The 25,052-nt window shown below is 53.5% G+C and carries 28 protein-coding genes and 1 tRNA gene; 16 read left to right on the top strand and 13 right to left on the bottom strand.

Annotated features, from left to right (window positions below; genetic code table 11):
• Positions 1–25: 25 nt before the first annotated feature.
• Entirely contained in the window at positions 26–931 is a 906-nt protein-coding gene (locus tag ACI0CA_RS01705) for a helix-turn-helix transcriptional regulator (RefSeq protein ID WP_308449221.1), read from the bottom strand.
• Between the two features lie 221 nt (positions 932–1,152).
• Between ACI0CA_RS01705 and ACI0CA_RS01700 the strand changes: the two genes are divergently transcribed.
• The 10 genes from ACI0CA_RS01700 to ACI0CA_RS01655 all read left to right on the top strand — a co-directional run bounded on the left by ACI0CA_RS01700 (position 1,153) and on the right by ACI0CA_RS01655 (position 9,026).
• Positions 1,153–2,445 (top strand): MATE family efflux transporter, encoded by a 1,293-nt coding sequence (locus ACI0CA_RS01700; protein WP_308449220.1) that lies wholly within the window; start codon positions 1,153–1,155, stop codon positions 2,443–2,445.
• 52 nt (positions 2,446–2,497) lie between these two features.
• Positions 2,498–3,109, top strand: coding sequence for a DUF1643 domain-containing protein (locus ACI0CA_RS01695; RefSeq protein ID WP_308449219.1), 612 nt, complete (start codon positions 2,498–2,500; stop codon positions 3,107–3,109).
• A gap of 107 nt (positions 3,110–3,216) precedes the next feature.
• On the top strand, positions 3,217–4,053 hold the full coding sequence (locus tag ACI0CA_RS01690) for a hypothetical protein (protein WP_446806601.1): 837 nt from the start codon (positions 3,217–3,219) through the stop codon (positions 4,051–4,053).
• 13 nt (positions 4,054–4,066) lie between these two features.
• Positions 4,067–4,744 carry a Mov34/MPN/PAD-1 family protein gene (locus ACI0CA_RS01685; protein WP_308449217.1) on the top strand — a complete coding sequence of 226 codons (678 nt, stop codon included), beginning with the start codon at positions 4,067–4,069 and terminating at the stop codon, positions 4,742–4,744.
• A 2-nt stretch (positions 4,745–4,746) separates the two neighbouring features.
• On the top strand, positions 4,747–6,138 hold the full coding sequence (locus tag ACI0CA_RS01680; RefSeq protein ID WP_412264470.1) for a ThiF family adenylyltransferase: 1,392 nt from the start codon (positions 4,747–4,749) through the stop codon (positions 6,136–6,138).
• Positions 6,135–6,350 carry a hypothetical protein gene (locus tag ACI0CA_RS01675; protein ID WP_176819865.1) on the top strand — a complete coding sequence of 72 codons (216 nt, stop codon included), beginning with the start codon at positions 6,135–6,137 and terminating at the stop codon, positions 6,348–6,350. The genes ACI0CA_RS01680 and ACI0CA_RS01675 overlap by 4 nt, the downstream gene beginning before the upstream one ends.
• Positions 6,351–6,364: 14 nt before the next feature.
• Entirely contained in the window at positions 6,365–6,634 is a 270-nt protein-coding gene (locus ACI0CA_RS01670) for a hypothetical protein (protein ID WP_395507236.1), read from the top strand.
• A 1-nt stretch (position 6,635) separates the two neighbouring features.
• On the top strand, positions 6,636–7,406 hold the full coding sequence (locus tag ACI0CA_RS01665) for a NucA/NucB deoxyribonuclease domain-containing protein (protein ID WP_343285179.1): 771 nt from the start codon (positions 6,636–6,638) through the stop codon (positions 7,404–7,406).
• Between the two features lie 10 nt (positions 7,407–7,416).
• Positions 7,417–7,959 carry a DUF2625 family protein gene (locus tag ACI0CA_RS01660; protein WP_343285180.1) on the top strand — a complete coding sequence of 181 codons (543 nt, stop codon included), beginning with the start codon at positions 7,417–7,419 and terminating at the stop codon, positions 7,957–7,959.
• Entirely contained in the window at positions 7,956–9,026 is a 1,071-nt protein-coding gene (locus ACI0CA_RS01655) for a transglutaminase-like domain-containing protein (protein ID WP_343285181.1), read from the top strand. Before ACI0CA_RS01660 ends, ACI0CA_RS01655 begins: the two co-directional genes overlap by 4 nt.
• Before the next feature lie 84 nt (positions 9,027–9,110).
• On the opposite strand, the gene ACI0CA_RS01650 is transcribed toward ACI0CA_RS01655, so the two are convergent.
• Positions 9,111–9,578: a hypothetical protein gene (locus tag ACI0CA_RS01650; protein ID WP_308449210.1), complete on the bottom strand. Its 468-nt coding sequence runs from the start codon at positions 9,576–9,578 to the stop codon at positions 9,111–9,113.
• A 496-nt stretch (positions 9,579–10,074) separates the two neighbouring features.
• Between ACI0CA_RS01650 and ACI0CA_RS01645 the strand changes: the two genes are divergently transcribed.
• Together ACI0CA_RS01645 and ACI0CA_RS01640 are read left to right on the top strand one after the other, a co-directional pair.
• Positions 10,075–10,150 (top strand) — tRNA-Pro (locus tag ACI0CA_RS01645).
• A 62-nt stretch (positions 10,151–10,212) separates the two neighbouring features.
• Positions 10,213–11,055, top strand: a complete 843-nt coding sequence (locus ACI0CA_RS01640) for a S1 family peptidase (RefSeq protein WP_308449209.1) — start codon at positions 10,213–10,215, stop codon at positions 11,053–11,055.
• Positions 11,056–11,129: 74 nt separating this feature from the next.
• Here ACI0CA_RS01640 and ACI0CA_RS01635 read toward each other — a convergent pair whose 3' ends face one another.
• The 6 genes from ACI0CA_RS01635 to ACI0CA_RS01610 form a co-directional block, all read right to left on the bottom strand.
• Positions 11,130–12,560: a tyrosine-type recombinase/integrase gene (locus ACI0CA_RS01635; protein WP_308449300.1), complete on the bottom strand. Its 1,431-nt coding sequence runs from the start codon at positions 12,558–12,560 to the stop codon at positions 11,130–11,132.
• Positions 12,544–13,719 (bottom strand): tyrosine-type recombinase/integrase, encoded by a 1,176-nt coding sequence (locus ACI0CA_RS01630; RefSeq protein WP_308449208.1) that lies wholly within the window; start codon positions 13,717–13,719, stop codon positions 12,544–12,546. The genes ACI0CA_RS01635 and ACI0CA_RS01630 overlap by 17 nt, the downstream gene beginning before the upstream one ends.
• Before the next feature lie 368 nt (positions 13,720–14,087).
• Positions 14,088–14,450, bottom strand: coding sequence for a hypothetical protein (locus ACI0CA_RS01625; RefSeq protein WP_308449207.1), 363 nt, complete (start codon positions 14,448–14,450; stop codon positions 14,088–14,090).
• On the bottom strand, positions 14,447–14,887 hold the full coding sequence (locus ACI0CA_RS01620) for a helix-turn-helix domain-containing protein (RefSeq protein WP_308449206.1): 441 nt from the start codon (positions 14,885–14,887) through the stop codon (positions 14,447–14,449). The genes ACI0CA_RS01625 and ACI0CA_RS01620 overlap by 4 nt, the downstream gene beginning before the upstream one ends.
• Complete coding sequence (locus tag ACI0CA_RS01615) at positions 14,887–15,096, bottom strand: helix-turn-helix domain-containing protein (protein ID WP_308449205.1); 210 nt, start codon at positions 15,094–15,096, stop codon at positions 14,887–14,889. Before ACI0CA_RS01615 ends, ACI0CA_RS01620 begins: the two co-directional genes overlap by 1 nt.
• A gap of 247 nt (positions 15,097–15,343) precedes the next feature.
• Entirely contained in the window at positions 15,344–16,573 is a 1,230-nt protein-coding gene (locus tag ACI0CA_RS01610) for a transposase (protein WP_308449204.1), read from the bottom strand.
• Between the two features lie 203 nt (positions 16,574–16,776).
• Here ACI0CA_RS01610 and ACI0CA_RS01605 point away from each other — a divergent pair, with 203 nt between their 5' ends.
• Entirely contained in the window at positions 16,777–19,842 is a 3,066-nt protein-coding gene (locus ACI0CA_RS01605; RefSeq protein WP_343285182.1) for an RNA dependent RNA polymerase, read from the top strand.
• On the top strand, positions 19,835–20,566 hold the full coding sequence (locus ACI0CA_RS01600) for a hypothetical protein (protein ID WP_308449202.1): 732 nt from the start codon (positions 19,835–19,837) through the stop codon (positions 20,564–20,566). Before ACI0CA_RS01605 ends, ACI0CA_RS01600 begins: the two co-directional genes overlap by 8 nt.
• Before the next feature lie 111 nt (positions 20,567–20,677).
• Here ACI0CA_RS01600 and ACI0CA_RS01595 read toward each other — a convergent pair whose 3' ends face one another.
• Positions 20,678–20,851, bottom strand: a complete 174-nt coding sequence (locus ACI0CA_RS01595) for a hypothetical protein (RefSeq protein ID WP_308449201.1) — start codon at positions 20,849–20,851, stop codon at positions 20,678–20,680.
• 17 nt (positions 20,852–20,868) lie between these two features.
• On the bottom strand, positions 20,869–21,090 hold the full coding sequence (locus ACI0CA_RS01590) for a hypothetical protein (RefSeq protein WP_308449200.1): 222 nt from the start codon (positions 21,088–21,090) through the stop codon (positions 20,869–20,871).
• Positions 21,091–21,140: 50 nt separating this feature from the next.
• Here ACI0CA_RS01590 and ACI0CA_RS01585 point away from each other — a divergent pair, with 50 nt between their 5' ends.
• Positions 21,141–21,296, top strand: coding sequence for a hypothetical protein (locus ACI0CA_RS01585; RefSeq protein WP_446807023.1), 156 nt, complete (start codon positions 21,141–21,143; stop codon positions 21,294–21,296).
• A 187-nt stretch (positions 21,297–21,483) separates the two neighbouring features.
• Here ACI0CA_RS01585 and ACI0CA_RS01580 read toward each other — a convergent pair whose 3' ends face one another.
• The 3 genes from ACI0CA_RS01580 to ACI0CA_RS01570 all read right to left on the bottom strand — a co-directional run bounded on the left by ACI0CA_RS01580 (position 21,484) and on the right by ACI0CA_RS01570 (position 23,402).
• Positions 21,484–21,945, bottom strand: coding sequence for a DUF6550 family protein (locus tag ACI0CA_RS01580; protein WP_308449199.1), 462 nt, complete (start codon positions 21,943–21,945; stop codon positions 21,484–21,486).
• Positions 21,942–22,262 (bottom strand): DUF6809 family protein, encoded by a 321-nt coding sequence (locus ACI0CA_RS01575; protein WP_343285183.1) that lies wholly within the window; start codon positions 22,260–22,262, stop codon positions 21,942–21,944. The genes ACI0CA_RS01580 and ACI0CA_RS01575 overlap by 4 nt, the downstream gene beginning before the upstream one ends.
• A gap of 165 nt (positions 22,263–22,427) precedes the next feature.
• Entirely contained in the window at positions 22,428–23,402 is a 975-nt protein-coding gene (locus ACI0CA_RS01570; protein WP_446806975.1) for an IS5 family transposase, read from the bottom strand.
• Positions 23,403–23,955: 553 nt separating this feature from the next.
• Between ACI0CA_RS01570 and ACI0CA_RS01565 the strand changes: the two genes are divergently transcribed.
• Positions 23,956–25,005 carry a Gfo/Idh/MocA family protein gene (locus tag ACI0CA_RS01565; protein ID WP_066863945.1) on the top strand — a complete coding sequence of 350 codons (1,050 nt, stop codon included), beginning with the start codon at positions 23,956–23,958 and terminating at the stop codon, positions 25,003–25,005.
• Positions 25,006–25,052: the final 47 nt, after the last annotated feature.

The following is a 25,052-nucleotide window of genomic DNA, read 5'->3' as shown; positions in this document are numbered from 1 at the left end:
ACACACAGAATATGACAGCGGGGTGTCATGTTTTATAGCGCTTTTTCATTTTTTTGATCGCAGAACGCATTTTCTTTACCATTTCGGGCGGGGCTGTCACCTGCACGTCGACGCCGAAGCTCAAAAGCCAACGCAGGGCGTCCTCCGGGGTAGAAAATCCCCATTCGGTGTAGAGCTTGCCGTCTTCCCGCGTGATGAACGACGCGGGGCCGTATTCTTCCACAAGGCGGTATTTTACGGCGGGCTCGTAAACGGCCGTGACAATGTAATCATCCGTCATGCTTTCGGTGCGGCTGCGGTTCGGCTCTTTTTCAGGCGGGACTTCACGCGGGGTGAAAAATTCATCGGTCACGTTTAAATTCCACAGGCGGCGGAGCTTATAGAGGCGGAAATCCTCGCGTGCGGGGCAAAAGCCGAAAACGTACCAGTCCCCCCAGCGGAACACGACGCGATAGGGCTCGACAAGCTTATCCGCCTCCCCTTTGGCGTAATAATAGTGAAACACGATGCGGCGCGTCTCTTTTACGGCGCGGCGGATCGTCTCGATCTTCTCCGCCAAGTCGTTTTTGTAGAACGACGCGAGATCGATCTCCATGTCCCGCGGTATATCGGTATCTGCGCCGAGCTTTGCGGCGAGCAGGTCGGATGCAGGGGCTTTGGAAACGCTGTCGAGCGAGCGCAGCCCTGTGAGGACGGCGGAAAGCTCCTGCCGCGTGAGCACGGCGGCATCGAGCGAAAAGCCTTCCATGATGGAAATACCGCCGCCCGCGCCCTGTTTGGTAAGGAGCGGGATGCCGGCTTTGCAGATGTCTTCGATATCACGGTTGATAGTGCGGCGCGACACGCCGAATTTTTCCGCGAGATACGGCGCGGTAACAGTGCCTTTTTGCTGAATGGTCGTAATGATGCCGATGAGGCGGTCGGTTTTCAAATTAAAGCCCCCTTTTATCCACAGTATAGCACACCTGTGTGGAAAACAAAATGAAAAACTTGCAATGCAAACGAAAATGTGGTATAGTACCTTAGAAATCAACAGGAACACGCCGTCTGCCACCGGGTAGGCGGAAGAACGTGCCCACAGAAAACCGATAGGTCTGCGCTTTTAAAGTGCTCAGCAGGTTTTCTGCGGGCACGTTTTGTTTTGGAGGGACTATGCGCAAATATCTTCGTTTTGTTTCCCAGAGCGTTTTGGGCATGCTGGGGCTTTCCGTCTACATTTTGGCGGACACATTTTTCATTGCAAATTACATCGGTGCGGACGGGTTGGCGTCTTTAAACCTCGCGCTGCCGATCTACGGTATCATCAACGGCACGGGGCTGCTCATCGGCATTGGCGGCGGTGTGCGGTACACGCTGCGGCACACGCGCGGCGACGAAAACGCAGACAGCGTATTTACGGCAAGCTTACTGATGGGCGCTGTTTTGTCGTTCATTTATGTGCTGTGCGGCGTGTTCGGGGCGGAGCATCTGGCAAGATTGCTTGGCGCTTCCGGCACGGTTTTACAGCCGACAACCGTCTATTTGAAGGTTTGCTGCCTGTTTTCGCCGTTTTTTATTTTGAATAACATCTTAACGACGTTCACGCGCAACGACGATGCGCCCGGGCGCGCGATGGCGGCGATGCTGACGGGCTCTTTTGCGAATATTATGATGGATTGGTACATGGTGTGCGTCTTGAACGCCGGTATGCTGGGTGCGGTGCTTGCGACCGGCATGTCACCGATTTTCGGCGTAGCGATCTGCCTGACGCGAAAGCGCGGGTATCACATCGGGAAGCACCGCATTTTTGAGGAAATTCCGAAAATTTCTGCGGCGGGTTTTTCCGCGTTCATCGGAGAGTTTTCTTCGACGGTCGTTATTTTAATATTTAACTATCTGCTATTATCACTTGCGGGCAGCACGGGTGTTGCGGCTTACGGCATCATTGCAAACGTGGCGCTTGTGGCAACGGCGGTGTTGACCGGCGCGGCGCAAGGCGTGCAGCCGCTGATCAGCATTGCGTTTGCGGAACATGACCGCAGAACGCTTACAAAGCAGACGCGGCGCGGCGTTGTGACGGCGGTTTTACTGGGCGCGCTGTTTACCGTGGGCGCTTTGCTCTTTCCGCAGCAGGTGACGGCGGTATTCAGCAAGGGTAGCGCGGAGCTGACGGCGCTTGCCGTGCCGGGCCTGATGTTGTACTTCTTAAACTATCTTGTGAGCGGCGTGAATCTGCTGCTTATCGCGCGGTTTGCGGCGGCGGAGCGCAGCCGGGACGCGGCTGTTTTATCTCTTTTGCGCGGCGTGATCTTAGTTGTGCCGTGTGCGGTGGTGCTTGCAAATATATTCGGGCTGACGGGCTTGTGGCTTGCCGTGCCGACGGCGGAGGTGCTTTCTCTGCTTTGCGGGCTTTATCTTTTATACCGCGAAAAGAAAAGCGAAAAAACAGCTTTGCAGGCGGTATAAAACGCGGTATAATCTTTTAAAAGACGACAATTTGGGACAAAAGGAGACCGACATGCACATTCCGAAAAGCGACACGCAGCACACCGAAATTCTGACATTTGAAGAAGCGCAGAAGCACCGCGAAGAAAGCGCCGTTTACGACCGCGAAAAATGGCTTTATATCCCGGATTTTTACTCCGAATACCGTTACATACTGGGTACCGCCGGCAAAAAGCCGCTCATTACCATCGGCATCAACCCCTCGACGGCGGAGCCGGATAACCTCGACAACACACTGAAATCCGTAGAGCGCATTGCGCTTTTTAACGGGTTTGACTCGTTTATCATGTTCAATGTCTACGCGCAGCGTGCGACGAACCCCGACCACATGGATAAGGCGTTTAACCGTGCGCTGCACGAGGAAAACATGAACGCGTTCCGCTGGGTACTTTCGCGCAGCGGCGAAGAGCCCGGCATTTGGGCGGCATGGGGCACGATTGTGGAAAAGCGCGATTATCTCAAAACCTGCCTTGCGGACATGACGGCCATCGGCGACGCATTCCATGCAAAGTGGTATCAGGCAGGCAAGCCCTCTAAAAAGGGACACCCGCACCACCCGCTGTATCTGCGAAAGGACTCGAAATTGGAGGACTTTGACATGGCGGCATATTTGAAGGCGCTTTAAAAAACTTGAAAATTTAATTTTGACTATAAAAAACGCTCCTCACGGTTCGTAGATCAGGTGGAAGCCGAAAACGGCAAGCCTAAACGAACTTTGAAGGAGCTTTTTTTATGAAAACTTTTATCCCGCACGTGTATTTTTCCGCACCCGAAGACACCGTAGGCGACCTTGTGAACCAGATCCGCCGCGAGAGCGAGATCCCCGGCACGGCAGAACCGAAGCCGGAAATGAAGGACAGCGGCAAGAAATCTATTATCCCGAAGACGGTGGTCTCTGCGCCCGAAAAGGACACCGTGGGTGACCTTATCGAGCAGCTGCACAAGGAGCCTGAGCCGCTTCCGGAAGAACAGCCCGAGGAAAAGGCAGAAACGCCGGAGAAGACCGACGGAAAGAAATCCATTATTCCGAAGACGATCGTTTCCGCGCCCGTGCAGCAGTGGTACAAGACGAACAAGGCGCTTTATAACGCAGAGGTCGCCGCCATGCGCAAGAAATTCAACGACCCGAACATGCAGCCGCATTTTATGTCAGACGGCCGCATGTACTGGCTTGTGAAGACCCGCCCGAACCTCGGCCGCGGCTTTAACACCATGACATACACAATGAAGCTTGTCTACGACCCCGACCACCCGAAGGTGCGCTATTCTTCCTCCGTGAAGCCGTATCTTGTTTCGCCGACGCTCGGCGAATTGCAGAAAATCGTCAACATGCTGCCGCACATTCCGCTGGATGCGGACGGCAAAAAACTCATCCCGCACACGCTGACGGACAACCGCGGCGAGCGCTATATTTGCTCCAGCGACGTGGCGGATGTACATGCGGAGGACACCTGCACCACAAGCGCCGTGACCTCCTTCCGCTTTGCCTACCGCTGGCTGATGGTGTTTGAGCTTGCCATCCGCAAGCCGGAAGCATGGAAGGATTTTCAGGCGCATGGGAAGATTTAACGGAGGTTTTTTTATGAAACTCTTTTCGACCCCGCCGGTGCTTTCCGGCAAGAAAAACAAGAAACGCAAAAAGCTTTTGAAGGCGCAGCGCAAGGCGTTAAAGCGCGCCGACCACCCGTTTGAATCCGACAAAGCTGCCGACTGCCGCGGCGTAGTGCTTTCAAACCGCGCGTATCTCTCTGTTCTGAGCGAGGTGTATTCCCGCGACCCGTTGGAGACGGGCGGCATTTTCTTCGGCAACGTGAAAAATGCCGTGTGGTATGTGGCGGAAGCGAGTGACCCCGGCGTTTACACGCTGCACACGCGCGCCCACCACGAGATGGACAATAACTACCACAACCACATTTACCCGGTGCTTTCGCGCTTATATCAGCACGGGCTGTGTCTTTTGGGGCTTTGGCACCGCCACCCCGGCTCGCTCGACACGTTTTCAAGCGACGACGACCGCACAAATCACAGCTTTGCCGAGGTCATCGGAAACGGTGCGGTTTCGATGCTCGTCAATCTCGACCCCACTGCGCGCCTGACATGCTATTACCTCAGTAAAAACGGCGAATATCGCACCGTGCCGGTCATGGTCGGCGACAAATACTTTGCGGGTACCGGCTTTTTGGAGCTGACAACATCCGAAGCGCTTTTAAAGAACAAAGACCGCCTGCAAGCTGAAATTTTTGACCCCGAGGAGGCTTAACTGTGGAAAAAATCATCATCACACGCCGTGAGCTTATCAGACAAATTCCGGCTGATCTATCCGAACACGACAGAACTGTGTCACTTTTAAACGCACTTTCCGAGCGTCTGCCGAAAAACGCGGAAAAAGAGGACGTTGACTTACAGTCCGGCGACTTTGACGAGGCGTTTCGTTTGCTAAACGCGTTTGACCCGCGCACGTACGGCACCGTGCAGCTCGGCGAGAGCCTGCGCGAGGAGCAGACGGATACGGCAAAGGAGCACGTGGGCGTGCTGGGGCTTTCCGACACGGCTTTGCCCGGCAATGATTATGTAGGTGAAGTGACCGGCGCGGGCAGCGCAGACACCGGCTACTACTACCTTCTGGCTACCGATGAGACCTATGCCGATACGTTCAAAAATCCCGACCACACCACCCGCGGTTTGATCGTATCGGGTACTGCATACACGGCACTTTTGCGTGAAAACGTGGTGCTGACGGGCTACGATTATTTTGGCACCTATACGGACGGCGGCTGGCTTTTCAACCGTTGCGACGAAGCGAAAAGCACGCTGACGGTGGACAGCTTTACGCTCATCCACGACCTTTTCAGTCGTAACACGGGTCTGTTTGAATCTGCCGAGATGCTGAAAAAGTTCGCCGTCATCATCGGCTGCGGCTCTGTGGGTGCACGCGCCGCTTTGGAACTGGCCCGCGCCGGTGTGGGCAGATTTCTGCTCATCGACGACGACATTTTAAAGCCGCACAACATCTGCCGCCACACGCACGGTATGCGCGACCTCGGCCGCTTTAAGGCTGACCTTCTGCGCGAGGATATTCTGAACATTGACCCCGCAGCCGAAGTGACGGCTTTCCGCGGCAAGCTGGAAAACGTGCCGCTTTCTCTCTTTGAAAATCTCGGCAAGAACGGCATTGTCTTTGCGACGGCGGATGACAGAAGCGCGAATGCGCTTGCAAATGCGCTCTCCAATACACTCGGCGTACCGTTTATTGCCGTAGGCTGCTGGGCACGCGCCCACGCGGGCGAGGTGTTCTACCACATCCCAAACCGCGGCATGAAAACCTACGGCGAGACCTTCTCCGCGCTTTTAAAGGACGCCCCGGCGCGCGACACGCACGGCGATTATTTTGGCGAAGCAGAGGCCCGTGAACGCCTCCATTTTGAGCCAGGCACCTCTACGGACATCGGCTTTGTGACACTGGTGGGCGTGAAATTTGCGCTTGACCTTTTGAACCTTGAAAGCGAAGCCTATACCCCGCGCGTTTTGAACGACTACACGCCGTACACACTCATCTGCAACACAAACCGCCCGGAAATCGGCGGTGAAAACGCGAAGATCTTCCCGTACCCGCTGTACATCAGCCGCTCCATTCGCCCGGCGGGTGAAGCATGACGGACACGGACGCGCTCACGGCTTACTTGCGGCAGCTTGAGCGCATAAAGGACGACTGGGACGACCGCAAATACGCGGAAATCGAAAAAGACTGTCTTTTGCCGCTTTGGCAGCTCTGCCGCCGTATGCAGGAGACCGAGCAGGACATTTACGCGTTCATCTTCGGCACAGAGCACGAACTTGCACACATAGACACCGACATATATTCTTGAAAGAAGGCATCGTTATGGCAAACGGAAGCGTTGTGGTACACGACATGGATTCCCTTGAAAAATTCGGCATGGAGCTTGCGGCGCGCAGCGCGGAACTGGAATCGCTTTATAATGCGCTTACGGTGAGCTGCGCGGCACAGGAAACAAACTGGCATGACCCGCAGTACGACCTCTTGCACGAGCGCGTAGAGCTGTACGCCGGTGAAGCCCGCGCACAGCTGCTTGCGCTGAACGACGCGGTGCAGTATATTTCCGTGCTGGCCGCAAAGCTGCGCGCTTTGTGATATGAGCGACGTAAACGTATTGCTCTGCGCGGTGGACAGCGCCATGAATACGCTTGCGGCCTTTGACCGCGACCGCGCCGATGTGACCGCCCGCGTTTCGTTCGCGCTGAGCTCCGTGCTGGCACGCGTGGCGCTGGAAACCGAGCAGTGCCGCCGTGCGCTTGCAGACGCAGAAGCTACTTCCTATACGGACGAAGAAACCGGCAATACGGCAGAAAACCCGGAGGCCGCCCGCCTGCGCGCCAGACTGGACGCCTTGGAGGCCCTGAACGAGTGCTGCATTTTAGCCGGCGGTGCGCTTTCCGCCGCATGGGCACAGGAAAGCCGTCAATCCGAAACGCACGTAAGCGATGCTCTGCACCGCTGCGGCGTTTATCTGAAAAAGCTGAACCGCATTGCACTTTCGCCCGACCCCGGCAGCATAACGGTTTCAAACCACGGTGACGCGCCCGTTTTCGTCTGTATTGTGGACAGTGCGCTGTACCCCGAGACCGCCGAGCACATCCGCGTGGCGCAGGACATCGGCTTTCCGGATATACTGACGCTGGACCGCGGCGGCGCGGCAGAGCGCAGAAAGGCCTCCCTTGCGCCGATCAAGGCGAGCCGCATCTGGGACCGCGACGAATACCCCTGCGCGTGCTTTAAAGAGGGCGGCGCAGGTGCGCACGTGATGTACGTTGCGGGCACGGATAACCGCGGCGCAGGCTCTTACATGGGCTGGCAGATGCGCGGTCTGCCCGACGGCACAAAAGTGCGCGTGCGCGTGATATAAGGAGAAAACTATGACCCCGAACACTAAGATTTTCACAGACCTTTTAAGAGAAAACCGCGCATTTCTTACCGTTTCGGCGGCGGAATACGGCGCGGGCCATAACGCCGCAGAAGCGTTTCGCATTCTGCCGGATTCCATGCTCGGCATTCTCGTTCGCCACTGCGAAACGGTCTCCTGTGCGGGCGGCCTGCTGCATCTTTACGGCGGGGGGCAGCTTTTCGCCCGCAACACAAAAGACAACAAGCCGTTTTCTGACTTGCTTTTCCTCGGTGACCTTGGAGACGGCGGCCTTTTCGCCGTCTCCCGCATCGATACTGCGATTGCAAAGCGCGGCGAGATGCTGTTTCTCTCCCCGGGCGCGCTGAACTTTGAGCCTATGGGGATTGACACGGCGGAGTTCATCCGCTGGGCGCTCGAAAGCCGCGAAGAGACGCTGAAAGGCGTTTGGCTGACAGGAGAGATTTTATCGCCCCGCGCGCTCAAAAAGCACATTACCGCAAAGCTTGACCTTTTAGACCGCCTTGACATGCTGAAAACGGAGGGAGACGCATGAAATTCTTTCCAAAATCCGCAGACGGCTTTCTTTCCGCCATGATGATGGCGGAAAACGCGCTTCTGCGTGATTTTTCACTGAGCTGCCCTGCTTCGCTTTTTGGCGCAGAGCCCATGGAAAGCGCCAAAAAAGCCGTGAAAAGCTGCATGACGCTTTCATCGTTTCCGTGTGCGCAAATGCTGAAAACAAACACGCGCTACGTGCACGACTTTGCAAAGCGAACGCTGACCGTGACGGTTAACGCGCGGTACATGAGCACCGGCAAAGAGGTGAACGACCTGCGGTGCGTTGCGGCGGATATTGCGGAGAGCATAAAGCGCGGTCTGCCGGAAAGCACCGACTTTTTTCAGGTGATTGCGGCTTATCAAAGCTGGCTGAAACGCTTTTTCGTCTACAAAAAGACCGGTGCTACGCGCGACCACGCCGCTGTGGGGCTCTTGCAAACGCGGCAGGGCGTGTGCCAGGCAATCGCCGCGCTTTCCATGGTGATTTTGCCGCACCTTGGCATTTTGGCGCGGTACGTTTGCGGCGAAGGCTACTCCGGTACGGATTGGGGTCCACACGCGTGGAACGCGGTATGGGCGCCGAACGGCGCATGGCACCAGGTCGATTTCACATTCGGCCTGCACCGAAAAACGACGCCGAACACGTTTACGCCGCCAGATGATCTTCACTTTCGCGGGCTGCACCGCTGGGACGAAGTAGCGCAAAGCCCCGCGCTGTTTCAAAATGTGCAGACCCTCGAAAACCGCCTGCAAGCTAAGACCGTTTTGCTGTTCGCGAACAACCCGTTCAAGGCCGAGATCGGCGGCGTCCCGATGCTGTTTGACGAACCTGTGCTGCAAAACGGCTGCGTGCGCCTTTTGCCGCTCCTCACCCTGCTCGGCGGCGGGTGCGAGCTGCTCGAAGACACGCTGCACATTGTGCTCGGCGGAAAAACGCACCGCATTCCGTGCGGCACGCCGATTTCAAACGGCTTTGTGCCGATAAACGAGGTCTTAGCGCAAAGCGGCTTTTGCACCGCAGAACAGCGCGGCGGGGTGGTTGTGGTGAAGCTTAAACCATGACCGCCTATTTTTTCAGTAACAAGAAGATTCCCACGCATGTGTTTTAAAAAGGAACTCCCCGCGATGATGCAGAGAGTTCCTTTTTTACACCAATTTTTCCAGCAGCGCGATTTTCTCCGCGTCTTTTTTGCCGCGGGTGTTCACGCGGTAGCCGTCTTTTGCGGAGGCTTTGTAGACGGCGAGGTACTGTTTTACGGAGAGCAGACGGTACTTTGCGCCGCTTTCCGCGCGCGTTTCGATCTCAGAAATCGGAACTCCGGCGAAGGTCTCGAGCTCCTCTAGCGCGGCAAAGGAGCAGTGCACGCCACGTTTTTCAAACGTGTGCTCGTGCGCGTCGATCAGGCGCCAATCCTCCGCTTGCAGCAGGGTTTGAAACGCGCTCCACTGCTCGGAAAGCCACGTTTCCGGAAGCAGGACGTCGATGTCATCGGCGAAAATCGCCTCGCCTGTGCGGTGCCACAGCCCGAGCGAGCCGTACAAAAGCGGCGTTGCTCCGCGGCAGTTCAGCGTGCGCGCGACCTCTAAAAACAGCTTCCATTTTTCTTCGTTCATTTTGGACACCCCTTATGTTTTCGTCTGCCCGCCGGAAAACAAAAAATCTTCCGGCACGAGCAGCATAAGCCCCGAACGCGCGGTTCGGCAGCTTTGCCATTCATGCGGAAGATTTCGCATCCGTCATTATTTTTCGGTTGACCCGGCAGACGCGCGCGAATGGTCGAATTGCGTGTCTGCGCGTTTACTGTACCATACCGCGCCGGGTTTGTCAACGCGTTTTTGCACGCACCGATACTTGACATTTTCTCCCCCTCTGGGGTATAATACGTTTTATGGGACACGCCCGCTTTTAAAACGGAACACCGAGGTGTAGCGCAGATGGTAGCGCGCTTGGTTTGGGAGCATAGACGGTGTTCGCACCGCACGAAAGCGAAAGCCGCCGAAAACCCTTCAACCGTGCGTATTTCGGGCGGTTCGGAAAATGAAAAAAAGCAGTCAAAAATGTGTTTGACCACAGATTTGACCACTTACACGACCACAATTTAATAACTATCGGGGTGTAGCGCAGTTGATAGCGCGCCGCATTTGGGATGCGGAGGCCGCGAGTTTGAGCCTCGCCACTCCGACCAATGCCGTCTCGAAAAAGCTTTTTTTGGGGCGGCTACTTATTTTTATTTTAGGAGTAAATCCAATGAGTGAAAGCAATATGAGTATTTCAGAAATGCTTACGTATTCTACTGTTTTGATAAACTGCCAATATGCTGATGGTTCAGTTGGGAGTGGTACAGGGTTTATAGTAAATTTATGTAATAAACCAGAAGAGAAAACCTGTATTCCAGTTTTAATTACAAATAATCATGTAGTAAACAACAGTGTAAGAACTGTTTTTGAGTTTTGTAAAGCAGATGAAAACGGGAAACCTTTAGATACTGAATCCTTTTCTTTCAATTATTCAGGTGCAGGTAATAAGTGGATTCCCCATCCTAACAAAAATATTGATTTGTGCTGCTTACCATTAGGACCAGCACTTAATGAATTAGCTAAAACTGATATAAAAATTTTCTATATTCCACTTGAAACAGATTTAATCCCAACAGAATCTAAAATAAATGAATTATCAGCAATCGAAGATATTGTTATGATTGGCTATCCAATTGGTATCTCAGATCAATATAATCATAAACCTGTTATTAGACGTGGCATTACTGCTACACACCCAAAAAAGGATTATCAAGGGCAAAAACATATTTTACTTGATATGGCGTGTTTTCCTGGTTCAAGTGGTTCTCCGGTGTTTATTATGAATCAAGGTTCTTATGCTACTCCATCAGGCATTACAGTGGGAAACAGAATTTATCTTTTGGGAATACTGTTTGGAGGGCCTCAATATACAGCCCAAGGCATTTTATCTTTCGCTAATGTTCCAAATATCCCAAAGCCGATTGTCAACATACCTACTAATCTTGGAGTTGCGATTAAATCTTCAGAGATATTAGAATTCGAAAAAATATTGGATCCAACCCACGAACAGTAAAATGTAAATTATCGTTTTCTGCACCTATTTCTTTGTCTACTGCATCTCAAATTTTGACAGGGTGATTTTTTCGGTCACCCTGTCATTTTTTCTTTTTCCGCCTTGATTTGCGCCTTAACCTCTGCAATCATTTCCGCGAGCTTTTCTTCACATTCTTCTCTTGTTTTTGCGTAGATATTATGACTTTCCCGCTTGCCGTAGGCATTGGTTGGTGTGTACCGTCCCTCATACAGGTGGTCGTTAATCATCGTGACACAACCCGTCCCAGGCTTGCGTATTTTGGGCTTGTACGGCGTGAATTCGACCGGGGAGGTATCTTTCCTTTCCTCCCGCGCTATCGTCGGCATTTGGGCGTCTGTGCCGCCGATTTTGCGGTCTATATGCACCGCCGCCTGCCTTTGCATAGTATCGGTGATATGGCTGTAAATATCCAACGTGGTTACTGATGACACATGGCCTATGGTTGCCGAGAGCGTTTTCACATCCATACCGTGCTCCAGCGCCATGGTTGCAAATGTGTGACGCAAATCGTGAAAGCGCACCTTTTTACAGCCTGCCCGTTCCAAGATCAGTTGTAACCGTTTTCTAACCGATGACGGATTTCTCGGTCTGCCGTTATCAGTCGGTGACGGAAACATCCATTCCGAATCCACCGTTTCCTTATACGCCACAAGGGTTTTCAAGAGTGACGGCGGCAGAATAACGGTGCGTATCGAGGCTTTTGTTTTCGGCTCCGATATAATCACCTCTGCCTTGATGATATATACCTGCCGTTCGATATGCAGCTCTCCTGTTTTGAAGTTCAGGTCACTCCATTTGAGTGCCAATATCTCACCGCGCCGCATCCCCGTGCCGAGCTCCAGCAGAAAGAGTTCATAATAGCCTTCTTCCTTTGCTTGATGCAGAAACCGGATAATTTCATTTTGCGTCAGTACCTGCATCTCCCGCGCTTTTTTCGGCGGCAGCTTACAGCCGACGGCGGGATTGGTGCGAATTAAGCCCTCCTGCACCGCCCGCTGTAAAGCTGTGCGGCAGTTGGCATGTATCCCCCTTATCGTTCTTTCCGAAAGTCCCTTTCCGTAAGTTTTTGCATGCAGTTTTCTTCCGTCTGTCTTTTCCTTTGCGTAGAATTGCTGCAGATCGGATTGCGACAGCTTGTTCAGCGGAATTTTTCCGATTTCGGGAATGATATGATTGTAAATGCGGTTTTCATAGTCGGTTCTTGTGGTAATGCGGAGTGTGTGTCGGCAGTAGGTCTGATACCAGAAGTCGATCCAATCCCCGAACGGCATATCTGATTTGATTTTGTCCGTGTGACGACCGTACCGCTCTTTCAGCTTTTCCAGCTTTTCACAGCATTCCGTTTTCGTTTTTGCGGTTACATTCTTGGTAATCGGCCGACCGTCCTCACGGTAATCGGTCACAATACGGCCTTCCCACCGCCCGTCTTTTCGCAGGCGAAGTGTCCCTTCGCCATTTTTTCTTTTTTTAGCGATTGGTATCATCTCCTTCAAGCATAATCTCATCCATAAAGCTCCCCACGATAGTGGAAGCGTTTCTCTGCATATCGGTGGTCACATGGGTGTAGGTGTCCAGCGTAAAGCTGGCGTTGGTATGCCCGAGGATTCCCGACAGGGTTTTCGCATCCACGCCGCCCGCCAGCGCGTGAGTGGCGAAGGTGTGGCGCAGATCGTGGAACCGAATCAGCGGAAGCTCCGCCTGTTTTAACAGTGTTTTTAATCGGTGGTAAGCATAGTCGGGGTGCATCGGTTTTTCGGGTTCATAGATATTCGGGAATATCCATTCGCTGACTGCCGTTTCTTTTCGCTTCCGCAGAAGTTCCGCAGTGCTCGGCGGCAGGACAATCGTGCGCGTTCCCGTCTCGGTTTTGGTTTCGCCGACGGTGTACTCGCCCTTCCGCTGGCCGTGGAGGGTGCGGCACACCTTCAGCATGCCGCTCTCCTCGTCGAAGTCGCTCCATTGCAGACCGCAGATCTCGCCGCGGCGCAGGCCGGTCATCAGCTCCGTCTGGAAGAAGTCCCACCACACCTCGTCCTGCTCCACCACCGCGCGGAAAGCATCCAGCTCCTCGCCGGTCAGGATGCGCTTGGGCTTGTAGTTGGGTTTGGGCGCCGTTGTACCTTCGGTGGGATTTCTGGAAATGACGTGTGCCTGCACCGCGTCCTTCAGCGCGGCGTGGAGGGTGGAGTGAATGTGGCGCACCATGGAGTCGGAGAGCTGATGCCCCATCTCGGGGTGCTCGCGGATGCGCCCCTCCGTTTTCAGGCGGCGGTACATCCGCTGGATGTCCTGCTGGGAGAGGAGGGAGATCTGCTTGTCGCCCAGCTGCGGCTTGATGTAGTATTCGATGTAGCGGTGGTAGCCCTCGAGGGTACCGGGCCGCACCGTACCCGCCTTGTACTCCGTGAGCCATCGATCCAGCCACTGGCCCAGCGTCATCCAGCTGTCCTCGGTCAGCTCCACATCGCGGTAGCACTCGATGTTCTGGTGCAGCTTGTCCAGCAGAGCCTTTTGCGTCTTGGCATACACATGACGGAACAGCGGCTCGCCGTTTTCCCGGTGGCCGATGACGATGCGACCCTCCCAGCGTCCGTCCTCTCGCCTGCGCACCATGCCGTCACCGGCCGGTCTTCGTTTTGCCATGTATTTCACTTCCTTTGGATTCGTTTTCTTTTTGTAACACAAACAACTACCACACTTTTGCGGAAATAGCTATTGCTTTTCTCAATTCTTTTTCTGCGTTTTGAAGTGCAAATTAGGTGTAAATTGGATCAAAATCGGGGCATGGGGCCGGTAGAGCGTCGGCGGAAACCCTTGAAAACACTGAGGAAGCTGGAACTTGGAGCGTTCCACAGGGTACAAACTCCCGAAAGGAGCGTTCCTCTGTCCCCGGTCACAAACCCTTGAAAATGCCCGCACTGCGGGCATTTGTGGGACGGACCGAGGCGTTTACGACCCCGGTCCTTTCTCCTGCTTTTCTTTCGTCGGCGGCAAATCGGTCCGATTTTCGGTCATCCCGCTTGGTCAAGCATCCATGGCGCATCACCTCCTTCCGTGCAGAACACGCTGCGGTAGGTGCTGCTGTCCGGCACCATGCCACGCTCCAGCATGATCTCATGTTGCAGTAAGCGCACGCACATTTCCTCATAGACGCTCCGCATCTCGTCGCGGCATCGGCGGGCGAAAACCTTCTGCTCCTCGGTCAGCTCGCCGCGATGTTCATCGCAGAGAAACAGGCGAAGTCCGTCTTCATCAATGAGGTCGGCATGATCCTTGTTCCACGCCCACCGGATGTAGCGTACTGTGTCGTGCGTGCGCTGGAGAACCATCATCGGGTCATGGTCTACAATAAAGTTTGCAAGCTGCTGCATCATGCGCTTTCCTCCTTTTTGTTCTGCCGATTCAATTCGGCCAGCCGTTTCTCTGCCTTTGCCCGCTCTATGTCACGCTCCGCCCGCAGGAACTGCCGCTGATAGTTCAGCTTCAGTGCTTCCTGAATGGGGCGGATGGTGTAGATGAGACTTCCGTTGCACACGCGGCCGTCCTTTGTGGTGATGGTACTGGGCTCGGTGTGAATAAGCCCCTTCTCCTCCAGACCGGCCACATACTTCCGCACGGTGTTTTCGCTCAGCTGCACCGCCTTTCCGATGGTGCGGTAGCTGGGATGACATTGGTAGGTTCTGCGATCCTCGCAGCGCAGAAGGTAATTGTAGACGGCGATCTCGTGAGAGCTGAGTCCGAGATTAAAGACTTCGTTGGGGACGAGATAGTAGTGTTTGTTCGGGTCCTGCTTGGGCCAGCGCTGGAACATCAGGTATCACCCCCTGTCTGCGCATCTACCCACCGGCGGAACTCTTCTTTGGGTACCACGATGCGGCTGCCTATCCGCAGCGCGGGGAAGCCCGTCTCGTGCATGAGCTCATAGGCGCTGGAGATGGACACGCCCAGCACCTGCGCCACCGTGTTCGCATTGAGGAACAGCGGCAGCTGGTCGTAGTTGGTGAATGTGGATTCTTGCATTGGATTCCTCCTTTATAATTTTTTGTTGAGAGCTGCAAGCAAAAAGCTCCCACTGAAAAAGTGGGAGCAGTATCCACATTGCAAATTTAAAACCTCATGATAGAATAGAAAAGAGATGAGCAAAACAGTTGGAAAGAGCAGCCCACAAACAGGCAAATGGGAAGCAAAAGAGTTTAGGGGTATCTCAAGGGCGCAAAAACCATAGCGCGGTAAACCCCGCGCCTGCAAAAGGTATGGAAAAGACAGATCAGGCGGAACGCCGAAGCTGTTTGGCGGAACGGTAGGAGTGAGAGCCGTGCAGAACAGCGGCCAGCGCGACCGCTAAAGCGGAGATGTGGGCCAGTGTATTGAGGTTTGCCGCGCTGGCGCCGTTGCGCACCCACAGGCGTTCCTGACCTGTGGATTTGAAGCGGGAATTGTAGCGCTCGCACTCTGTACGCAAGGCGTATATCCTCTTGAAACAGAGGCAGCTACGGTCAATGGAAAGTCTGTAGTCATCGGGAATGGTCTTATATTTCGTGCAGCCCCGGTTCTTCTTGCCGTTGTTCCAATTCTTGTGGTTACAAGGGCAAACACCGGTCTTGGACTGGCGGAACGGGCAGCAGTATTTCTGGCGGGTACGCCCATTGTCGGTGGTTTTGCCATCCTTGTGCATAGCCAGCCCGGCCTCGCAGATTGGATTACCGACAGAAATCGCTTCAGAGGCTTTCGTGCCGCGTGGATTGAGGGGAATAAAAGCCTCGCCCTCATAGACCGTTTTTACGGTATTGTAGATGCTTTTCACATCGTAGCCCTTGTCGGCAAGGAAGGTGCATTCCTTTAAGGAGATCACCCTGTCAGCTTCGGCGAGGATCTCAGCGGCGACGGAGGAATCGGCGACATTGCCTGGTGTGGTCAGCTCGTAGATCGGCAGGCCGGAGATGCAGTCCACCAGCACATGACTTTTGTATTCCCAGTAGAACTCGTACCGGCGCTCATTGTGCTGGTTGGAGGCAGAATGGACGCCGAGGGCGCAGTCCGGATCGCTTTTCGGGTGGTTTTCCTTGGAGAACTTGTTCTTTGCAAAGGATTTTGGATTGTTCTGCTTCGTGTTTGCCATGACAGGTGTGGAATCCAGGCCAATAAATGAGGCGTCCACGATCCCCATCTCATAGAGTTTCTTCACCTGTGCCGCCATGATTTCTTTCAATGCAGCGTTATCCATTTTTTTGAGGAAACGGTCATACGTCCAGTAGGACGGCAACGGCTTCATGATATTGAAACCGCAGTAATGGGCGATGATGCGGTTGTTGTCCAGATAATCCGCCAAATCTGTGATTTGTGAGAAGCCCTCGCATTTCATAACGATAAACGCACAGACCATGGCTTCCTTTGGAAAGCCCCGCCGCCCGGTTGCCGCTCCGGGCAGCGTGAAGTCCAGACTGCTGAAAAGACTGTCGTAGAACGCAGCGGCACTTTGGGATGTAAACAATGTCACATCCTGAATGATTTCCTGTCGGTAGATAGCGGCCAGCCCCTTTCTGGTTGGTTTTCTCTCAAGTCAATTTTACCAAAAAGGGGCTCCGCTTTCTATACCATATGAGTGATTTCGGTTTCAGCCATGGCCGGGAACCATTGATATTACTGCTCTTTTGAAGTTTTGCTCATGGCTATAGAATAGAAGCATGAGGAGGTGAGCCGATGCCGCTGGTAAAATACAGGATCTACGAGCTGTCCGCCAGAGCTGTGATCAGCTATGGCAGGCAGCAGGACGGGACATATACCTTCCATCTCAGCGCCGCCGAGACAGAGAAATGCAAATCACTTTCCGCACCTCACGAGCAGGACGATAACGCACTGTTCTATCAGATCATGTGCGTGCTGCACGGCGATACCTTCACCGGAAGACCCGGTGGGCAACTGGTGACTGACCTCTCGGACATCATTTTCTATATAGACTTCTCCGGCATCTTCGACCGGAGCGGTGCCAGAAAGAAATACCGGATCCGGCAGGAAAAAGCGAAGGCCCTGTTCCGTCCCGAGGGCGTGAGCCTTGATTTTGGCTCCGGGCCGCATCGCTACCTCGCCTTTGAGCGTTCGGGCAGCATGAGCCGGCAGGCGCGGCTGTCCTTCATCCGAGAGGATTTTTATGATGCGGTGCGCCGCCGCATCATGATGGATATGACCATCGGTGACTGCCAGCTCAGCAAACTCTACGCCTACAACGGCCTGATGCTGTCCAGCGGTATCCGCATTGACGGCATCGACATTGACCGCCCCCACCGGGTAGTGGTCGTTGACAATCCGGTACGAACACCCCCGCCCACAGAGATGATTACGGTGGAGGATGACGGGGCGCAGAACAGCACCCGCAAATATCACCGGGTGGAGACGATGGCCACCGTCGAGGTTACCTGCTTCGACGGCGAGGGGCTGATCTCCAAGCAGTATGCCCGCCTTGTTGATGAGAAGCTGTGCGGAAGGAAAGTCCACACCTCATTTCAAATTCGTATGCCATATGTGAAAGGCATGCTGCACGAGGTGGACTTCAAGGATTATCTTGACCGCAGCGGCGCGGACACCATCACCGATCTGTGGGGCGTGCAGCATCCGATTCAGAAGATTGACATCATCCTCACCAAAAGTATGTTCAAGGGCTGCGGCTGGCTGAACGAGAGCGGCATGAGCTGGGAGGACTATTGGGCGATGTTCCGCAAGTACCGCCATGCGCTGTACATTACCAATGTGAGCAAGGAGAAACCGGAACAGACCACCGAGCTGAACTATCAGTTTCTGACCACCGTTTCCATTCAGGGTGACGAGTTCCGCCCTGCCGATCTGCCGGACGGCTGGGACCACAGCCCGGAGACAGACGAGCGAAATTGGCTCACCAAGCAGACCGAGCTGGCGTATTACAACTTTTGCGCCGATGAGTCGTTTCGGCGGAATTATTTTCTGGAGAAGTTTGAACGGGTCAGCTGGTGGGAACGGCATCAGGGCAAAGACCAGATCCTTGCCGCTGTGCTGAAAAAGAATCCACACTTCATCAACGAACCAATCTACGCCAAGCGATTAGAGGCCGAAGCGGACAAAATTGCAGAGCAGTACGCCGTCGGACGGCTGATTGTGGCGGGAGACAACCGGTATCTTTCTGGGGATCTGCTGGATTTTTTGAATTGCCTACCTGTTACGAAAACCGGAACAAGTAAAAAAGCGAACACCTTTATCAATTTTCGCTGGGGGCTGGAGTTGAACCATCAGAATTTCTTTGCTCCGAGCGCGGCTTACCAATCCAGTCATGTCTGCACGCTGCTGCGCAATCCGCACATTGCCCGGAATGAAGAAATGCAGCTTTATCCTCTTGAAGACAGGAAAAATTTACACGATCAATACCTCGGCCATCTGACGGATGTTGTTATGGTTGGCTACACTTCACTCGCCGCAGAGCGTTTAGGCGGTGCCGACTACGACGGCGACATGATCAAGACGATCAGCGACCCCATTTTGAACGAATGCGTGAAACGAAACATCTATCACGATCCTCCGCGGCCGCGGAGCGTATTTTCCCGGTCGCACAACCTGCCACTGCTGATGATCCCCACGGTCCAGCCTCAGATCCGCAGCGCCGACGACTGGGAGGCCCGCTTCGAAACGGTCCGCAGTACCTTCTCCTCCCGCGTCGGCCAAATCTGCAACGCCGCATTGGATCGCAGCATCATTGCCTACAACGAAAACTCCGACGCCGAGGAACGGGAGCGCTGCTGGGAGGAGACGGAGACATTGGCCATTCTCACCGGGCTGGAGATCGACTCGGCCAAGAGCGGCATTCGCCCTGATCTGGATGAGTATCTGACCCATAAGACCGTCAAGCGCAGCGACTTTCTCAAATATAAAACGCTGGTAGAGGAGATGGAGACCCGGCGTGCCTGGTATGAGCCTACCCATGCGACCAAGGTGAAAGCGTTTTTCAAAAAGGTGGATTGGAACAAGGTGGACTCCAATGTGGAGCGTCTGCCGTATTTGGCACAGCAGCTGAAAAAGAACACGCCGCGCATCAAGGCAAGGCCTGCCAAGGATGAGGAGCTGTTTTCCTTCGCCCGGCAGCCGGACTGGAAGGGGCAGCTGACCCCCGATAAGCTGGCAACGGTGGATGCGCTGCTGCAAGATTACGATGCCTGTCTCTCCCGCATCCGGGCCTGCCGTGTTCCGTTGAAGGAGAAAAAGCGGAAGAGCGATGTGGAGCGCATCCTGTATGCCAGAGGACAGGAGGATACATACGATCCCGACGAGCTGTACGCCCTGTTCGGCAGTCTGCCGCCGGAAAGGGTGTCCGCTCTGCGACGCGCCATGCGGGAACAGGTATGGCACTTCATGGACGAGGATGCACGGGAACGTTTCCTGCGGGAATGGCTGCCGGAGTTTGAAGATATATACGATCTACTGACCGATTTCCGCTTCGGCGGCTACCGCATCCTGGGAGACATTGTCTGTGATATGGCGGACGAGAACACCGGCAGGGAGAAAAAGCGGCTGTTTCGTGAAAACGACTCGAAGGCTTTCACTGCCATGATGAGCGCCTTTGCGGACAAGTCCCCTTCCCGGAGCTACCGTGATGCGGTGACGGCCAAGTGCCGGGAACTGCTGACCGCTATCGTGAGACCGACTTTGGCTGTGCGCTATGTGGTGGCTCTCGGCAGGCGTGACCTGCTGTGGGATCTGCTGCCGGAGTACATCGAGAAAAATGTTCTGGAGGTGCGGGATGATTAACGAATGGGAGGAATTCTGCGCATATACCGGAACGGTTTCCTATACCGCCAGCAAGAAGAGCGATACGACATGGCTGGGCCGATTCACCTTTGCCACGATCCTGGAGTTTGAGGGGATGGCTCGGATTTTGACCATTCTGGCCCGCGGATATTTGTTCCACGATAAAAACGGGACAGTCATTTCGGGTGATTCCCACGATCGGATCGACTACGCCCGCCGCGCGCTCTGCGCATGGTGCAGTGTGCCGGAGGACGGGAAGCGTGCGCCGGGCAAGGAATGGCAGCTCCAGACGGACTTTTCGGAGCTGCACACGGAGTTCCCGGAGCTGGTGGACGCGGACGGGATCGGCTGGTTTCTCCGTCATGTCCTCCGCACTGCGGACTTCATGCTGACGCACCCGGAAAATGTGCGCAGCACCTCGCTCAAGTATGCGGAGGTCATTCAGTCAAAATTTGCCGCCGCGTGGCGAAGCAAGGTGTTGCAGTATCAGATCCCGATTTTTGCGCCCCAAACCAAGGGTGCCTGGACGCTGATCCGCTATTACCTCGCCAACCGACAGGATGATTGCGAGTGGGTGGTCCTGCCAGTAGCAAACTTTGACGCCTATTTCGGGGACACCAGCTTCAGCAAGAAGTATCTGCCCAAGATCCCGGTAGAGATCATGGAGCGGAGCAACGCCTTCGGCATCAGCCGGTATCGAATCACGGAAGAATATCTGCCATAGGATACAGACAGCGGGACAAGCCTTACGGCCTGTCCCGCTATTTTTCTGTCTGGATTTTGAAAGTGTTTTCCTTGTCTATGGCGGTGCAGCCGCTGAGCTACTGCCTAAGGTTTAGTCATCGTCATCGGCCCATGATGAAATCATGTGAATATCGCCGGTGTTCATATCCATCGCCATGTAATCGCCCATGCGCATCATGAGATTCCCATCGGAGTCCCTCGCTATACTGTCAGAAATGCTCATGGCGAAGTCGTCGTCATCGTAGTCGAAAAAGTGCTTTGACATACCGTAACCTCCAATTTTTAATCATCGTATTCCGGATAGTCCGGTGCCCACAGGGGCATCCAATGTGCTTTGTTTCTGCGGTTTGCATTGTGAGTTTTCTGGTGCGTTCTGTGGTTTGGATTCATCTGATTGGCACGATTGTCTGCGTCAGTTCGATATGTCTTGTTATTGGGATTATGCAGATTTGCCCAGTGATCCAGCTGTTCTTTGGTATGTGTTTTTCCTGACACCTTTCCCATAATTGGCCTCCTTTCTGAGCCGAAAAAAGCCCACGCACTTTGCTTCGTGCGTGGACTGCGATCATCCGGAAGACCGCTTTGCACGCAACAAAACAAACCCGACGAAAGAACACTTTCTTCGGTTCGATTTTGTGGTGCAAAGCATCGAAACAACAGGGGGGGGGACAACGACAGTCAACCAGCAAACTGCTTTCTCAATTCCATAATGAGAATTTGATTGGAATCAATAGTTTCGAGGATTTACTCATTTGTCTGCAAGATTGTCTATGTCTCTGCCGTTCAATATGATTCGTACTCTCATGCTACGAACGATCAAAGTTCAGGACAGTGCAACAATTTAGCGTTATCATGATAACACGAATGGGAAGCGAATGCAATGGGCAACTACACATTTCACCCCGTGATCCCAATTTTGTTGCCGTTTTCGTAAATATCCGTACCATCTTCACAGTAGTTTGGCCCCTCGTACTCCACCCAGCCGAAACCCGCCACATAGACTTTCTCACCGGGCTGCAGTTCTTTAGGCGGTTGGGATGGAGTTGGCTCTGGTGCGGAATTTTTAGTGGGTGACTGCTCTGCGGAAGGCTGGAGTTCAGAATCTGCGGGCATTTCAATAGGCTCTGTCTCTGGTTCAGGACGTTCCTCTTGGGATGCTTCTTGCTGCGGAACCGCCCCTTTTTCCTTCTCTGCCAGTGCTGCGGGTTCCTCAATTTCTCCAACGGTCGCTTCCTTGGCGCTCACAGTGGTTTCTGCGGCTGGGACGGGTGTTTCCTCGACCGCGTTGCCATGTGGCCACACAGCGGCGCACAGGGCGACACATGCGGCAATCATTGCCACTATGATGAGTTTCTTCATTTCTCTTCCTCCTTAGATGTGAAACGCGCCCTCAACTCCATTGCCGTTCGGCAGGAGACTGAGCGCTCGTTTTCGTAATAGTTCAATTCCATGGAGAGTTTCCACGCCAGTTCAAATCCGGTGATAAAGCTGTCGATGGAGGTGTCCTCCGCAATACGGTCTTTTGCGTCGATGATCCGGGGCACCAGCCGACGCTCCGGCTTTCCCAACGCCTCGCTAAGTGCTCGGTGGCACTCCTCAATTTCCTGCTTCTGCGCCGAGAGTTCGGGTGGGGTATAAAAACAGTCATATAGGTTTTTCAGCAGCTTGTATTTCATGCGCTCGCCTCCTTGCAACACAAACATATACCACAGTTCGACGGAAACAGCTACTGAAACTTTTAAGGCAACACCGCAGAACACGCAAAAGGAAAGGCCCTGTGGGAAGATTCCACCCGGCAGGGCATATATACGCCATTCCATCAGCGCTGCAGCCACACTGATTTAAGCCGTCAGGCAGGATCGCCTGTCAGCCAGAATCAGATTCGCCAGCGCGAACAGGATATTCAATTTGGCAATCTGTTTTCGCAGACCTCGGTACCTAGTTTTCCGGTATCGAAGCTGGCCCTTTACTACCCCAAAGACATGCTCTACCTTGGCCCGTACGGAGGATTTCTCCTTTTCGCGGCGTTTGATCTGCCCGCGGGAACGATTGTCTGCGTGTTTACTCTGCGAGGGCCGTCTGTTGATTTTGTAACGGATCCTTTTGCCCTGGCCATTGACATTGAAAAGAACGGCGTCTTCCCGCTTTTCAGCGCCCAGGCAGCCGCTGTCGCCATATACGCTGTCCTCATCGCCGGTTAAGAGCTCCGGCACCATCGTCACATCATGGATGTTGGCGCTGGTGACCTTTACTGTGTGAACCAACCCGCTGTCTTTATCCACGCCGATGTGAGCTTTATAGCCGAAGTGCCAGCTGTTCCCCTTTTTCACCGAGTGCGCTTCCGGGTCTCGTTTCTTTTCCCTGTTCTTTGTCGAGGACGGCGCTGCGATCAGGGTAGAGTCCACTATGGTTCCCTTCTTCAGCAGCAGGCCTCTTTCCTGCAGCAGATATACCACCTGCGCAAACAACTTCTCCTGCAGCCCGCTGCGGAGCAGCAAATTCCGGAACCGACCCAGTGTATCTCCGTCCGGCACCTGATTGCTCGATTCCACTCCGCAGAATTCCGAGAATGCACGGCTGTCGATCACTTCCGCTACCGTTGCCTTGTCCGACAGATCATACAGGTTTTGAACCAGATAAATCCGCAGCATCCGTTCTAGATCGTAGGGCTTATTGCCGCGCTCTCCTTTGTAATAGTGCGGCCGGATCAGTTCGATCCACTCTCCCCACGGCACGATGCGCTCTATCTGACTCAGAAATTTTTTCTTCTTTGTCCGCACCTGGCTCAATTCATCGCTCAGGCCCGACAGACTCATCTGCTTATCCATAGTATTATTATATCATATTTTTTCTTTGTGCGGTGTTGCCTTAAAAAGCTGTCAGATATTGGCCAAAATTGATTTCAGCAAGACACGAGGGAAAATCTGTTTTATTCTAAAGTGAGTGATTTCCAAATCTGCAAGGCCTACAAGTTTTATGAATTAATGATTTATGAAATGTTATGCGGAACAGTATTTTGAAGCAAATTACGGAGTGACGGAATCAAGCTGTCTGATTTTCCAGAACCAACCGGATATTCCACTGAACTGTGCGACTGGCAAAGAGATATGGATTGAGGAGACTTGAGCGGATACCATATTTTCAAGTTCCAAGGAAAATATTCTCGGAACATCTTTTTAAAATGCTGCAGTTGTTCAACAGTATATGAGGATAAATAATCATGTTAATTGTAAGTATGTGTTTCGAAAGATATAATGTTTTCAAAAGGCCGGGCATGATTGTGAATTTGTCCCATCCGATCGGATGAAAGTTGTTTTCAGGAAATCAAACGCAGCGCAAAAATGCAGCAAAGAATGGAGGAAAATGAACATGGGGATTCAATTGGGAATTGTTGGCTACGGAGGAATGGGCGGATTTCATCACCGAAACGCTTCCAAAATTGAAGGGGTTCAGGTGGTAGGCGCTTACGACATTGACCCCGTGCGGGTACAGGTGGCGGAGGAAAGCGGGCTCAGGGGATTTTCGTCCCTGGAGGATTTGCTTGCGTGTGAGGACATCAACACTGTTCTGGTTGCCGTGCCGAACGACTGTCACATGGAGATCTGCATTGCCGCGTCGAATGCCGGCAAGCATGTCATCTGCGAGAAGCCTGCCGCTTTGAACGTGGACGAGCTGGATCAGATGATTGCCGCGGCTGGTCGCAACGGGAAACTCTTCACCGTACATCAGAACCGCCGTTGGGACAAGGACTTCCGGATCGTTAAGGATATCCTTGATTCCGGGGAACTGGGAAAGGTGTATTCCATCCAGTCCAGACTGCATGGATCCGGTGGAGTAATGTTCGGTTGGCGCGGTGAAAAGAAGCACGGCGGCGGCATGTTGTACGACTGGGGCGTTCACTTTATCGATCAGTTGATGTGGATGCTGGGATATGACAATTTCAGGAGCGTATTCTGCAAGACCAGCAATGTAAAAACTACGGAGGTGGAGGACTATTTCTTCCTCGTGTTTGATTTGGAGGATGGCAGTCACGTTCAAGTGGAGATAGGGACATTTGTACTCAAAGAGCTTCCAAGATGGCTTCTGCTTGGCGATGAGGCAACTGCCTATGTGAACGATTTTTCCAGAAGCGGCGGGATCATCCGGCTGGACAGCACAGTGGAGACAAAGTCTGAGATTATTATGACCTCGGCCGGTCCAACCAGGACGTTTGCGCCCAGGCCGGATAACGTGAAGCTTGAGAGTGAGCTTCCGGACGTGGAAGCCGATTGGTCGGAATACTACAAAAATGTGCGGGATGCGATCGACGGAAAAGCAGAGTTGATCGTACAGCCCTGGCAGGTGCGGAAAGTGCTGAAAACTATCGAAGCTGCATTCCGCTCCGCGGAAACAGGAGAACTTGTTTCTCTCAAAAATTAAATTTGTAAACTCAAATGAGAGCCGCCTAATGAAATTATCATCAGGCG

It is taken from the genome of Hominenteromicrobium mulieris, assembly GCF_046197855.1.
Lineage (GTDB): Bacteria > Bacillota > Clostridia > Oscillospirales > Acutalibacteraceae > Hominenteromicrobium > Hominenteromicrobium mulieris.
This window is presented reverse-complemented; position numbering and strand designations above follow the sequence as displayed.

Bases quoted from the DNA above. Each gene is read 5' to 3' on its own strand.
- ACI0CA_RS01580 (WP_308449199.1), bottom strand. From the start codon at position 21,945: ATGAAGAAACTCATCATAGTGGCAATGATTGCCGCATGTGTCGCCCTG.
- ACI0CA_RS01660 (WP_343285180.1), top strand. From the start codon at position 7,417: ATGACCCCGAACACTAAGATTTTCACAGACCTTTTAAGAGAAAACCGC.
- ACI0CA_RS01675 (WP_176819865.1), top strand. From the start codon at position 6,135: ATGACGGACACGGACGCGCTCACGGCTTACTTGCGGCAGCTTGAGCGC.
- ACI0CA_RS01665 (WP_343285179.1), top strand. From the start codon at position 6,636: ATGAGCGACGTAAACGTATTGCTCTGCGCGGTGGACAGCGCCATGAAT.
- ACI0CA_RS01630 (WP_308449208.1), bottom strand. From the start codon at position 13,719: ATGGCAAAACGAAGACCGGCCGGTGACGGCATGGTGCGCAGGCGAGAG.
- ACI0CA_RS01590 (WP_308449200.1), bottom strand. From the start codon at position 21,090: ATGGGAAAGGTGTCAGGAAAAACACATACCAAAGAACAGCTGGATCAC.
- ACI0CA_RS01600 (WP_308449202.1), top strand. From the start codon at position 19,835: ATGATTAACGAATGGGAGGAATTCTGCGCATATACCGGAACGGTTTCC.
- ACI0CA_RS01625 (WP_308449207.1), bottom strand. From the start codon at position 14,450: ATGATGCAGCAGCTTGCAAACTTTATTGTAGACCATGACCCGATGATG.
- ACI0CA_RS01575 (WP_343285183.1), bottom strand. From the start codon at position 22,262: ATGAAATACAAGCTGCTGAAAAACCTATATGACTGTTTTTATACCCCA.
- ACI0CA_RS01700 (WP_308449220.1), top strand. From the start codon at position 1,153: ATGCGCAAATATCTTCGTTTTGTTTCCCAGAGCGTTTTGGGCATGCTG.
- ACI0CA_RS01570 (WP_446806975.1), bottom strand. From the start codon at position 23,402: ATGAGTCTGTCGGGCCTGAGCGATGAATTGAGCCAGGTGCGGACAAAG.
- ACI0CA_RS01655 (WP_343285181.1), top strand. From the start codon at position 7,956: ATGAAATTCTTTCCAAAATCCGCAGACGGCTTTCTTTCCGCCATGATG.
- ACI0CA_RS01670 (WP_395507236.1), top strand. From the start codon at position 6,365: ATGGCAAACGGAAGCGTTGTGGTACACGACATGGATTCCCTTGAAAAA.
- ACI0CA_RS01690 (WP_446806601.1), top strand. From the start codon at position 3,217: ATGAAAACTTTTATCCCGCACGTGTATTTTTCCGCACCCGAAGACACC.
- ACI0CA_RS01595 (WP_308449201.1), bottom strand. From the start codon at position 20,851: ATGTCAAAGCACTTTTTCGACTACGATGACGACGACTTCGCCATGAGC.
- ACI0CA_RS01565 (WP_066863945.1), top strand. From the start codon at position 23,956: ATGGGGATTCAATTGGGAATTGTTGGCTACGGAGGAATGGGCGGATTT.
- ACI0CA_RS01605 (WP_343285182.1), top strand. From the start codon at position 16,777: ATGCCGCTGGTAAAATACAGGATCTACGAGCTGTCCGCCAGAGCTGTG.
- ACI0CA_RS01650 (WP_308449210.1), bottom strand. From the start codon at position 9,578: ATGAACGAAGAAAAATGGAAGCTGTTTTTAGAGGTCGCGCGCACGCTG.
- ACI0CA_RS01615 (WP_308449205.1), bottom strand. From the start codon at position 15,096: ATGCAAGAATCCACATTCACCAACTACGACCAGCTGCCGCTGTTCCTC.
- ACI0CA_RS01635 (WP_308449300.1), bottom strand. From the start codon at position 12,560: ATGATACCAATCGCTAAAAAAAGAAAAAATGGCGAAGGGACACTTCGC.
- ACI0CA_RS01685 (WP_308449217.1), top strand. From the start codon at position 4,067: ATGAAACTCTTTTCGACCCCGCCGGTGCTTTCCGGCAAGAAAAACAAG.
- ACI0CA_RS01620 (WP_308449206.1), bottom strand. From the start codon at position 14,887: ATGTTCCAGCGCTGGCCCAAGCAGGACCCGAACAAACACTACTATCTC.
- ACI0CA_RS01640 (WP_308449209.1), top strand. From the start codon at position 10,213: ATGAGTGAAAGCAATATGAGTATTTCAGAAATGCTTACGTATTCTACT.
- ACI0CA_RS01695 (WP_308449219.1), top strand. From the start codon at position 2,498: ATGCACATTCCGAAAAGCGACACGCAGCACACCGAAATTCTGACATTT.